Consider the following 11,959-nt stretch of genomic DNA (forward strand, 5'->3'; position numbering starts at 1 on the left):
AACCAAAATCAGTTACTGCCGAACATGTCCTTAATCCAGCCAGCGACACCGTCGCTATCTTTCTTCTCCTGCTGCGGCGGTTGTTGCTGTTGCTGCTGTTGTGGCTGCTGCTGCGGCGTTGACTGATCGAACGGATTCCCCGACTGCTGCTGCATTTCACCCTGCTGACACAGTGAATCCGGATCGGTGGTCCACACCGGGAGCGTACGCATCCCGCCGCTACATACGAAGTTGCCGTCGTAGTCCACGCCCATATCTACCACATCTTCCGGCGGCGTCAGCACCAGCGGTGTCGGCGTCTGGTTCGCCAGATAACGCTGATAAATCGACATCGCGCCGCTGGCGCCGTACAGCTTGGTTGGCTGGTTGTTATCACGGCCAACCCAGGTAATGGTCACCTGGCTGCCGTCAATCCCGGCAAACCAGGTATCCACGTTGTTGTTGGTGGTCCCGGTTTTCCCTGCCAGATGCAGCCCTGGATACTTCGCGCCAAGCTGGCGACCCGTACCACGCTGAACCACCTGCTGCATGGTCCACAGCGTCATATACGCCGCCTGCGCCGGAACGGCGCGCTCGGCCTGCGGGAAGCTCTGGTACAACACCGTACCATCTTCAGCAATCACCGAACGCAGCGCTGACAGCGGCGCGCGGTTCCCGCCACTGGCGATAGTCTGGAACGCCTGTGCTACTTCGATTGGCGTCAGGTTCAACGCTCCAAGCAGCATGGCCGGAACCGGGTTAAGCTGATCTTTCGGCGCGCCCAGCTTCAGCCAGGTGTCGGTCACAGCAGGCAGGCCCAGCGCCATCCCCAGATTTACCGTTGGCACGTTCATCGAGCGCGTTAACGCATCCACCAGCATCACTTTTCCGCTTTCGCTATAGCGACGGTCATCGTTCTGCGGCGACCACACCTGGCCGTTCGGCTGACGCAGCGCAATCGGCGCATCGGCAATCCAGGTATTGAGACGGTACAGCTTCGGCTGACTGAGTGCGGTCAGATAGGTCGCAGGCTTGGCCAGAGAGCCAATCGAACGACGCGCCTGCATCGCACGGTTATAGCCCGCAAACTGCGGTTCTGCTCCGCCGACCATGGCGCGAACTTCACCGCTAAAGCGGTCAACCACCACAATCGCCGTTTCCAGATCGCTCAGCTTACGCTGTTTCTTCAGCACCGGAATACCTTCCACCGCCGCTTTTTCTGCGGCGTCCTGCGCCACGGAATCAAAGGTGGTGAAGATTTTCACGCCGGAGAGATCTTTAACTTTATCGCCCAGCTTCGCCTGTAGCTCCTGACGCACCATCTGCATAAACGCAGGCTGCGGGGAGATCACCCCACCACGCGGCTGTACGCCTAATGGACGCGCGCTAAGCATGTCATACAGATCCTGGTCGATAATCTGCTGCTGTTGCAGCAAACGCAGAACCAGGTTACGACGCTCCAGCGCCAGCTTCGGGTTACGCCATGGGTTGTAGATCGACGCCCCTTTAACCATCCCTACCAGCAGCGCCTGCTGGTCGAGACTCAGTTCTTCCACCGGACGACCGAAATAATAGAGGCTCGCCAGCGGGAAGCCGCGGATCTCATTATCACCGCTTTGACCGAGATAGACTTCGTTCATGTACAGCTCAAGAATGCGATCTTTGCTGTAACGCGCGTCCATAATCAGCGCCATATAGGCTTCGTTGGCTTTACGCCAGTAAGAGCGTTCGCTGGAGAGGAACAGGTTTTTCACCAACTGCTGAGTCAGCGTACTGGCACCCTGTACCGTACGACCCGCCGTCAGGTTCGCCAGCACCGCACGACCAATGGAATAGAGGCTGATACCGTCATGTTCATAGAAGTGACGGTCTTCGGTCGCCAGCAGCGTATCCACCAGCAGATCCGGGAAGCCGCTACGCGGAACAAACAGGCGCTGCTCGCCGTTAGGCGAAGAAAGCATGGTGATCAGACGCGGATCGAGACGGAAGAAACCGAACTGGCGGTTGTTATCCATATTCTCGATGGTGTCCAGATGATCGCCGTCAAAGGTCAGACGCGCGCGCACCTGCCCTTCTTTGCTGTCCGGGAAGTCAAACGGACGACGAATCATCTCGATGCTCTTCGCCTGCACGGTAAATTCGCCCGGACGCGTCATCTTCGTCACCTGACGATACTGCGTGGCCTCCAGCAGCTTCACCATCTCGTTCTTACCGATAGGCATTTCTGGCTCAAGGTTAACCATACGGCCATATACCGCCGCAGGAAGCTGCCAGACTTTGCCATCAATACGGCTACGGATTTTTTGGTCCAGATACACGCCGTAAATGGCGATCAGCACCAAAAAGACAATCGACAGTTTTACCAGCAGCCAGAACCAGCCGCGCTTACCACGAGGCTTACGCCCTTTGCCCTTACCCTTACGCGGCATCGGTTCTTCATCCTCATAGTCATCATCATCATAATCGTCGTCATACTCTTCATCTCTGAGTTGACGACGGCTCACCTTTTGTTTCACCGGACGCGATGGTTTCCCTTTACGTCCAATTGGCTCGCGGTCATTCCCCGCCATGCTTTTTCTCCGCAACATTCAGGCGCAAGGGCCCGATTCTCTGTTCTTCCGTCCTGCGACAGAAGAAGAAATCTCTCAATTATTACCGCTCTTTCGCCGGATGCGGCATAAACGCCTTATCCGGCCTACCGTTTCATTACGAATACTTTTTGGTGCGCCGCGTTGGCGCGGTATTCGCCGGATCGTCCGGCCAGACATGTTTGGGATAGCGCCCTTTCATCTCTTTTTGCACCTCGCGGTACGATCCCTGCCAGAACGCGCTCAAATCACTGGTCACCTGTAGCGGTCGCTGGGCAGGAGACAGCAGTTCCAGCACCAACGGTATGCGTCCCTGGGCGATGGTTGGGGTCTTCGCTTCACCAAACATTTCCTGCATCCGCACCGCCAGTACCGGAGGATTATCCTCATGATAGCGAATGGCGATCCGGCTTCCCGTCGGCACAGTGTAATGCGCCGGCAGTTCACTATCCAGACGTTGCAGCATTGACCAATCCAGCAAACCGCGCAACGCCTGAGCCACATTTAGCGCTTTTAACGCGCGTAACGAGTGCACACCGCTCATGTGCGGCAGCAGCCAGCTCTCCAGCGACGCCAGCAGAGAGTCCTCATCTACCGCGGGCCAGTCATACTCTGGCAACCAGTTTGCCGCGCATTGCAGACGCAGGCGAAACTGCTCGGCTTCCGGCGTCCAGTTGAGCACACTGAGTCCTTTATCGCGAATGCCGTTCAACATCGCCTGGTGCAACTCCTCTTCCGAGGGTTTGGCCAGCGGCTGTACTTTTACCGTTAGCTGACCAATGCGTGACCGACGTAATGCCTTTAACGTTCCTTGAGTCTCATCCCATTCGATGGTGTCGGACTGTTGCAGCAGTTCAGGACATGCCTGCATCAACGCCTCGATATCCAGCGGCAAGGCCAGCAGAATACGCGCATCCGGCGAAGCGCTGCCCTGCAGTAACAACGGTGCTATCAGCCATTCATGGCGTCCTGAGGCGTCATCAGCATCCAGCATTGCCCCCATACCGTTGGCCAGTTGATAGCGCCCTTCCTGCCCGCGTCTACGCGCGATCCGATCGGCAAACGCCTGCGCCAGCAATGAGGGGAGCAGCGCGCTGTCGGGCTGTCCGTTGCGAACGTTAAGCCGTTTCAGCAATTGTTGACTGCGCTGCTGCCAGGCAGGCTGATTTCGTGAAAACGCCACAGCCAGATCGGTACTGCCGCCGCGCGGCGGCTCTTCCAGAATCGCAGCCAGTTTCGCCGCCGTTGCCGCTTCATCGTCATTGTTGGCGCTAACCAGCATAGCCGCTAAACGGGGGTCGTTACCCAACGCCGCCATTTTCTGCCCCGTGGCGCTGAGCCTGTCGCCTGCAAGCGCGCCCAGCATCTCCAGCAGCCGTTTTGCCGCCTGCAGGTTGATAGTGGGCGGCGCATCCAGCCAGTTCAGTTGCTCAGGGTCAGTGCATCCCCATTGCAGCAACTCCATCAACAGCCCGGACAGGTCGCTCTGTAATATCTCCGCGTCTCCCTGCGCCGCCGCTCTTTCCGCCTGCTCTTTAGCAAGCAGATGCAAACAGATACCGGGCTCCAGACGCCCTGCGCGACCCGCTCGCTGGGTCATTGAAGCCTGACTGATGCGCTGGGTAATCAGCCGCGTCAAACCGGTACGTGCGTCATAGCGCGCCATGCGCTCCTGCGCGCAGTCCACCACCAGCCGGATACCTTCAATCGTTAAGCTGGTTTCGGCAATATTGGTCGCCAGCACCACTTTGCGCTTACCTTGCGGCGCGGGCAAAATCGCCTGACGCTGTTCGGCAAGCGTCAATGCGCCATACAGCGGGCACAGCACCACATCGCTGCCTACTCGCGTTGCCAGCTGCTCCTGCACGCGCAGGATTTCGCCAACGCCCGGTAAAAACAGCAGCAGCGACCCGCTTTCATGGCGCAGTAGCTCTGCTGTTGCTATCGCCACCGCTTCATCAAAACGCAGATGCGCCGCTAACGGTTGAAACCGCCGCTCAACGGGAAATGCGCGGCCTTCAGAGACGATCGTCGGCGCATCGGGCAACATCTGCTGCAAACGCCCGTTGTCCAGAGTGGCAGACATAATCAACAGTTTTAAATCGTCACGCAGCCCTTGCTGTACGTCCAGCAACAAAGCCAGCGCCAGGTCGGCCTGCAGGCTCCGCTCGTGAAATTCGTCGAGGATCACTAACCCAACGCCCGCCAGTTCAGGATCGCGCTGGATCATGCGCGTCAGCACACCTTCCGTTACCACCTCCAGTCGGGTCTGAGGCCCTATGCAGCTTTGCGCGCGCATGCGATACCCCACAGTCTCGCCCGGCTTTTCATTCAGCAATTCCGCTAACCGCTGCGCCACGTTGCGCGCCGCCAGACGGCGCGGCTCCAGCAGAATAATCCGTCCCTTGATCCCGCGATGCTCAAGAAGCCGCAACGGCAGCCAGGTCGATTTCCCGGCCCCGGTCGGCGCCGTCAGCAGAACCTGCGACGAGGCATCAAGGGCGGTAAGCAGTTCAGGCACTACGGCGGCAACGGGCAACGACGTCACAAATGGCTCCAGAGGGTTAACATTCTTCGCGCTGCATTGTAGCATCGCGTTAATTCATAACCGAGTATCCATCATGTCTGAGCCAAAAAGGCTGTTCTTTGCGATTGAATTGCCAGGCGAGGTTCGGGAGCAGTTAATCCATTGGCGGGCCGCGCAGTTCCCCCCAGAAGCGGGTCGTCCCGTCGCCGCCGATAATCTGCATTTGACGCTGGCCTTTTTAGGCGATGTCAGCGCGGAGAAACAGCAGGCGCTGTCTCAGCTCGCGGGGCGTATTCGCCAGCCGGGTTTTACGCTCAAGTTCGATGATGCCGGGCAATGGCTGCGATCCAGGGTCGTGTGGCTGGGAATGCGTCAGCCGCCGCGCGGGTTGCTGCAGTTGGCGAATATGCTGCGGGCGCAGGCCGCACGCAGTGGGTGCTACCAAAGCCCGCAGCCGTTTCACCCGCATATCACGCTGCTGCGCGATGCCGGCCACGCGGTTCCCATCCCCCCACCGGGCTTTGGCTGGTCGTTTCCGGTCACGGAATTTGCGCTTTACTCCTCCTCATTTGCACGAGGACGCACGCGTTACACACAGCTGCAACGCTGGACGCTGACTGAATAATTAAAGGGACTGCTGATGCAATTTTCTCCACCTTTACAACCGGCTACGCTCATTCAGCGCTACAAGCGCTTTTTAGCGGATGTGATCACACCGGATGGCACTGAGTTAACGCTACACTGCCCAAATACCGGCGCGATGACCGGATGCGCAACCCCGGGTGACACCGTCTGGTATTCGACATCAGAAAATACTAAACGGAAATATCCACATACCTGGGAATTAACGCAAACCCAATCAGGGGCATTTATTTGTGTTAACACACTGTGGGCCAATAGATTAACGAAAGAGTCGATTCAGCAGGCGTTAATTTCGGAAGTTTCAGGCTACAGCGTCTTGAAAAGCGAAGTAAAATACGGCGCCGAAGGGAGCCGCATCGACTTTTTGTTGCAGGCGGATTCCCGACCAGACTGCTATATTGAAGTGAAATCAGTCACGTTGGCGGAAAAAGATCAGGGTTATTTTCCCGATGCCATCACTGAACGAGGTCAGAAACATCTTCGGGAATTGATGAGCGTAGCGGCCGAAGGCAAGCGGGCGGTGATATTTTTCGCGGCGCTGCATTCAGCCATTACACGGTTTTCACCCGCGCGCCATATCGATGCAAAATATGCGCAATTATTAGTTGAAGCACAGCTTAAGGGGGTAGAAATTCTGGTTTATAAAGCGGAACTTTCTGCCCATGGTATGACTCTTAAAGAGCCGTTGCCCATTACCTTGTAATGGTGTAAACATTTGGTTAATTAGTATTCTGGGCGCGTGGGCAAATACGCTTTTCCTCACAGGGTTGTCAAGTGTTACGTTTAGATAATTGCTATCCGGAAAAGCATCTGCTATTTATAGCGACCTGATTTTTCCCCCGAACATGGGGATCGATAGTGCGTGTTAAGGAGAAGCAACATGCAAGAAGGGCAAAACCGTAAAACATCGTCCCTGAGTATTCTCGCCATCGCTGGGGTGGAGCCGTACCAGGAGAAACCGGGCGAAGAGTATATGAACGAAGCCCAGCTGTCGCACTTCAGGCGTATTCTTGAGGCATGGCGTAATCAACTTAGGGATGAAGTTGATCGCACCGTATCTCATATGCAAGACGAAGCGGCTAACTTCCCTGATCCGGTGGACCGCGCCGCACAGGAAGAAGAATTCAGCCTTGAGCTGCGTAACCGTGACCGTGAGCGCAAACTGATCAAAAAGATCGAGAAGACGCTGAAGAAAGTGGAAGACGAAGATTTCGGCTACTGCGAATCATGCGGCGTAGAAATTGGTATTCGCCGTCTGGAAGCGCGTCCGACAGCCGATCTGTGCATCGACTGTAAAACGCTGGCAGAAATCCGCGAAAAACAAATGGCAGGTTAATTCCGGTCATTTTTACCACGTTTACTACAGGCGGGAGCATCTCCCGCCTTATTATTTGTTAGTCCGCAAAATGAGCGATTCACACTATATTGGCCGCTTCGCCCCTTCCCCCTCCGGCGAACTGCATTTCGGTTCACTGATTGCCGCCCTCGGCAGTTACCTGCAGGCTCGTGCCCGGCGCGGAATCTGGCGAGTACGCATTGAAGATATTGACCCCCCTCGTGAAGTTCCCGGTGCTGCAGATACGATTCTGCGTCAGCTGGAACATTACGGACTGCACTGGGATGGCGACATTTTGTGGCAATCCCAGCGCCATGACGCCTACAGAGAGGCGCTCACCTGGCTGCATCAGCAGGATCTGAGCTATTACTGCACGTGTACGCGCGCGCGTATTCAAAGCGTCGGCGGCATTTACGATGGTCACTGCCGTGAGCTGCGCCACGGGCCTGAACAGGCCGCAGTTCGCATTAAGCAACGCCATCCGGTAATGCAGTTTACGGACCAGTTGCGCGGCGTGATTCAGGCCGACCCACAGCTTGCAGGCGAAGATTTTATTATCCACCGGCGCGACGGACTGTTTGCCTATAACCTCGCGGTGGTCGTCGATGACCACTTCCAGGGCGTAACCGAGATTGTGCGCGGCGCCGATCTTATCGAGCCAACGGTACGGCAGATTTCGTTGTATCAGCAGTTTGGCTGGCAGGCGCCAGACTATATTCATCTGCCGCTGGCGCTTAACGAACAAGGCGCTAAACTTTCCAAACAAAATCATGCACCTGCATTGCCGAAAGGCGATCCGCGTCCGGTGATTGTCGCCGCGCTGTGCTTTCTCGGCCAGCGCGCCGATCTTCCGTGGCAGGAGATGCGCGTGGAGCAGATCCTGGCGTTTGCAGTGGAAAACTGGAGCCTGAAAGCAGTGCCAGAATCGGCGATATTAAATCCGCCATTCTCAAATGCGCCATGCTGAGCTATGATTAGCCGCTATTTTTACACAGCAACACTTGTTCTGATTGAAGTTTGACACTACCGAGGTGCACTATTTTTACCCGAGTCGCTAATTTTTGCCGCAAGGTGCTAAGCCGCGAGGAGCGCGAGGCCGAGCTTGCCGTCGCCCGTCCACATATGACGGTAATCCCGCGTGAGCAGCACTCTATCTCCCGCAAAGATATCAGTGAAAATGCCCTGAAGGTAATGTACAGGCTCAATAAGGCCGGATACGAGGCATGGCTGGTTGGCGGAGGCGTACGCGATCTTTTGCTGGGCAAAAAGCCGAAAGATTTTGATGTCACCACTAACGCTACGCCAGATCAGGTGCGAAAACTGTTTCGTAACTGTCGCCTGGTCGGTCGCCGTTTCCGTCTGGCCCATGTCATGTTTGGCCCGGAAATCATCGAAGTGGCGACTTTCCGCGGTCATCATGAAGGCAGCGAGTCCGATCGCACAACTTCCCAGCGCGGACAAAACGGCATGCTGCTGCGCGACAACATCTTCGGCTCCATTGAAGAAGATGCCCAGCGTCGCGACTTCACGATTAACAGCCTGTATTACAGCGTGGCCGATTTCACCGTGCGCGATTACGTCGGCGGCATGCAGGATCTCGAAGAGGGCATCATTCGCCTGATCGGTAATCCGGAAACGCGCTATCGCGAAGACCCTGTGCGTATGCTGCGCGCCGTGCGCTTTGCCGCCAAGCTCGACATGCGTATCAGCCCAGAAACCGCAGAGCCGATCCCGCGTCTGGCAACGCTGCTTAACGATATTCCCCCCGCACGCCTGTTCGAAGAAGCGCTTAAGCTGTTACAGGCTGGCTATGGGTATGAAACCTATAAAAAACTGCGTGAGTACAGCCTGTTCCAGCCGCTGTTCCCAACCATTACGCGCTATTTCACCGAAGACGGTGACAGCCCGATGGAACGCATCATCGCCCAGGTACTGAAGAATACCGATAACCGCATTCACAATGATATGCGCGTTAACCCAGCGTTCTTGTTCGCCGCCATGTTCTGGTATCCGTTACTGGAAGCCGCACAGAAAATTGCGCAGGAAAGCGGTCTGGCCTACTACGACGCATTCGCGCTGGCAATGAACGACGTGCTGGACGAAGCCTGCCGCTCGCTGGCTATACCAAAACGTCTGACCTCGCTGACCCGCGATATCTGGCAGCTGCAGCTACGCATGTCTCGTCGTCAGGGTAAACGCGCCTGGAAGCTGATGGAGCATCCGAAGTTCCGCGCCGCTTACGATCTGCTGGCCCTGCGCGCCGAAGTAGAAAACAATGCCGAACTGCAACGACTGGCGAAATGGTGGGGTGAATTCCAGGTTTCAGCGCCGCCGGAACAAAAAGGCATGCTGAACGAACTGGATGAAGAGCCAGACGTACGCCGTCGTCATCGTCGCCCGCGTAAACGCGCGCCGCGTCGCGAAGGTTCCGCATGACCCATCACGTATACCCAATGGATTTCGGGTTGCATCAAGGCGGTGACGCAGATGCAGCCTGAAACACGACGGGTATATATCGCCATCGGCAGTAACCTCGCTTCCCCGCTGGAGCAGGTTAATGCTGCCGTCAAAGCGATTGGCGACATTCCCGACAGCCGTATCGTGGCAATCTCCTCGTTTTACCGCACACCGCCGTTAGGTCCGCAGGATCAACCAGACTACCTGAACGCCGCCGTGGCGCTGGAAACCGCCCTCGCCCCCGAAGCATTGCTGGACCATACTCAGCGTATTGAACTGCAACAGGGCCGCGTGCGCAAAGCTGAACGCTGGGGGCCACGCACGCTGGACCTCGACATTATGCTGTTTGGCGACGAAGTGATTAACACCGACCGTCTGACTGTGCCGCACTACGACATGAAAAACCGTGGTTTTATGCTGTGGCCGTTATACGAAATTGCGCCAGAGCTTATCTTCCCGGATGATCAACAATCACTTGCGTTGCTCGTCCAGCAAACCTCCCCCTGCCCTGCACGCTGGTAGTAGCGTTATATAACAAAGTTAATTACGGGAAAAACACTTTCCATATTAATTAAACTACATTTCGTTTTCAGCAAAACTAATTTATACACGTTCTTCCACTACAACCCATGTAAAATAATTATTATTAAAGAATAATTATTGATTAGTTTCTGCGCCCCCTTACAAAAAACCATATTCTGTAAAAATATGACAAAAAGAACCAAATGAGAATTTCCCCAAAATAATGCCAAAATTAAATGATTTTACCAAATCCATAAATCCAAATTATTTTACAAAACATTACCAACAGCTAAAATATGCCCCTGCTATTTAATATAGCAAAATAGCAATTATCTAATATTTCAAATCCTGTAAGGATACAGTAATGAAAAAAGCAATTTTGGCAGCAGCCATGGTTATGGCAATGGGTTCAACTTCAGCAATGGCAGCGGATGCAGAAGGCGGCCAGATTAATTTTCACGGTTTAGTGAGCGCAACAACCTGTTCTAAAGTGGTTTCCACCAGCCGTGGTGACGAGTCCACCGATGGCAACGTCTATCTGGAGACCGCAACACCTGCTGATATCACCACTGAAGTCGCTGATTCTACTTACGGCGCAAAAGCAGAACCTTTCTCCATCATTCTGAACTGTAAAGATGCTGCCGAAGTGACCACCGGTACTAAGGCTAGTCTGTCAATGGTCTCTGCTTTTGGTAACACCAAAGGGACTCTGGATAACGACACCAACCTGACTGCTGCTGGCATGGCTGCTGCGAAGAACGTAAACATCGCTATCCATGACGACGTCACCAAAACGCTGATGAAAGTTGATGGTGCAGACGTTCACGAAGCCACCTTCAGTGAAGGCAAAATCGCGACCTATAACTTCGTAGCTTCTTACGTTAAAGCGAACGGTACTGATACAGTAACCCCAGGTCACGTTACCACCAACGCAATGTATACCTTTACCTATCAGTAATCGTTTTTTTAAACGATGAAATAAACAGGTAATAAGACGATCGTTAATAGCACCATGTAGTAATCAGGATTCATTTTCTATTAACACGTCGTGTAATAACGGGGTAGTGATGACTACAGCAATCACTCCCCCGTCATTGATTTATAAACATCCAACTCACTACAAGCAAGGAATGCTCATGTTGAATTTTAAGAAAACGCTTACCACATTGGTACTTGCAGGAAGCTTATTTAGTAATATCAGCCATGCCGATATCATTATTTCCGGCACGCGCATCATTTATGATGAAAATAAAAAAGATGTCAGTGTTCGCCTGGAAAACAAAGGGACTCGCCCATTACTGGTGCAAAACTGGATTGATATGGGGAATGAAAACAGCGATCCGGGCAGTATTAAGGCGCCTTTCGTCTCTACGCCTCCGGTTTCACGAATTGAACCCAAACGCGGTCAATCCGTAAAAATCATGTATACCCAGGCCACCGCATTGCCAAAAGACCGCGAAAGCGTGTTCTGGTTCAACGTGCTGGAAGTGCCGCCTAAAGCCGACACCAGCAAAGAAGAAAACAAAAATTTACTGCAGTTAGCCTTCCGCACTCGCATCAAATTGTTTTACCGCCCTGCAGGTCTTCAGGGTTCACCTGCCGAAGCCACCAAACAGTTGAAGTGGCAGATGGGGAATGAACAAGGCAAAGCAGCCGTGCAGGTGAATAACCCAACCCCTTACTACGTTTCGTTTAATGATGCCGTCGTTACGGTTGGCGGAAAACGCTACACCGTCGACGCCACCATGGTTGCACCTCTGAGTAAAGCATCCTTCAGCGTTAAAGGTCTGCAAAACGCCACCTCAGGCAAGCTGGACTACCACGCCATTAATGATTACGGCGGCATGATCGAAGGTTCCGTTTCTCTGTAATCAATTAATCAAAACGCAGGATGAAAAGACGGTGCAA

At 54.3% G+C, this 11,959-nt stretch carries 10 protein-coding genes; 8 read left to right on the forward strand and 2 right to left on the reverse strand.

All coding sequences use genetic code 11. The features are described from left to right. Window positions 1-8: 8 nt before the first annotated feature. Together mrcB and hrpB are read right to left on the reverse strand one after the other, a co-directional pair. A complete protein-coding gene (gene mrcB / locus WHR59_RS19380; RefSeq protein ID WP_075145190.1) occupies window positions 9-2,549 on the reverse strand; it encodes a bifunctional glycosyl transferase/transpeptidase in 2,541 nt (846 codons plus the stop codon). A gap of 136 nt (window positions 2,550-2,685) precedes the next feature. Further along, complete coding sequence (gene hrpB, locus WHR59_RS19385) at window positions 2,686-5,115, reverse strand: ATP-dependent helicase HrpB (RefSeq protein WP_338843383.1); 2,430 nt, start codon at window positions 5,113-5,115, stop codon at window positions 2,686-2,688. Window positions 5,116-5,188: 73 nt separating this feature from the next. Between hrpB and thpR the strand changes: the two genes are divergently transcribed. The 8 genes from thpR to WHR59_RS19425 all read left to right on the forward strand — a co-directional run bounded on the left by thpR (window position 5,189) and on the right by WHR59_RS19425 (window position 11,922). Next, the gene (gene thpR / locus WHR59_RS19390; RefSeq protein ID WP_043018465.1) at window positions 5,189-5,719 is read left to right on the forward strand and encodes an RNA 2',3'-cyclic phosphodiesterase; all 531 of its coding nucleotides are present in this window, start codon (window positions 5,189-5,191) and stop codon (window positions 5,717-5,719) included. Window positions 5,720-5,734: 15 nt separating this feature from the next. Beyond that, the gene (sfsA, locus tag WHR59_RS19395) at window positions 5,735-6,439 is read left to right on the forward strand and encodes a DNA/RNA nuclease SfsA (RefSeq protein WP_338843384.1); all 705 of its coding nucleotides are present in this window, start codon (window positions 5,735-5,737) and stop codon (window positions 6,437-6,439) included. 177 nt (window positions 6,440-6,616) lie between these two features. Next, a complete protein-coding gene (gene dksA, locus WHR59_RS19400; protein ID WP_003018625.1) occupies window positions 6,617-7,072 on the forward strand; it encodes an RNA polymerase-binding protein DksA in 456 nt (151 codons plus the stop codon). A gap of 70 nt (window positions 7,073-7,142) precedes the next feature. After that, window positions 7,143-8,039 carry a tRNA glutamyl-Q(34) synthetase GluQRS gene (gene gluQRS / locus WHR59_RS19405; RefSeq protein ID WP_181634067.1) on the forward strand — a complete coding sequence of 299 codons (897 nt, stop codon included), beginning with the start codon at window positions 7,143-7,145 and terminating at the stop codon, window positions 8,037-8,039. A 71-nt stretch (window positions 8,040-8,110) separates the two neighbouring features. Next, the gene (gene pcnB, locus WHR59_RS19410) at window positions 8,111-9,508 is read left to right on the forward strand and encodes a polynucleotide adenylyltransferase PcnB (RefSeq protein ID WP_204363990.1); all 1,398 of its coding nucleotides are present in this window, start codon (window positions 8,111-8,113) and stop codon (window positions 9,506-9,508) included. 51 nt (window positions 9,509-9,559) lie between these two features. Then, on the forward strand, window positions 9,560-10,051 hold the full coding sequence (folK, locus tag WHR59_RS19415) for a 2-amino-4-hydroxy-6-hydroxymethyldihydropteridine diphosphokinase (protein ID WP_080625715.1): 492 nt from the start codon (window positions 9,560-9,562) through the stop codon (window positions 10,049-10,051). 364 nt (window positions 10,052-10,415) lie between these two features. Continuing rightward, entirely contained in the window at window positions 10,416-11,009 is a 594-nt protein-coding gene (locus tag WHR59_RS19420; RefSeq protein WP_043018460.1) for a fimbrial protein, read from the forward strand. Window positions 11,010-11,187: 178 nt separating this feature from the next. Next, the gene (locus WHR59_RS19425; protein WP_043018459.1) at window positions 11,188-11,922 is read left to right on the forward strand and encodes a fimbrial chaperone; all 735 of its coding nucleotides are present in this window, start codon (window positions 11,188-11,190) and stop codon (window positions 11,920-11,922) included. Window positions 11,923-11,959 lie beyond the last annotated feature (37 nt).

This window comes from Citrobacter europaeus (genome assembly GCF_037482245.1).
GTDB classification, from domain to species: Bacteria; Pseudomonadota; Gammaproteobacteria; order Enterobacterales; family Enterobacteriaceae; genus Citrobacter; species Citrobacter europaeus.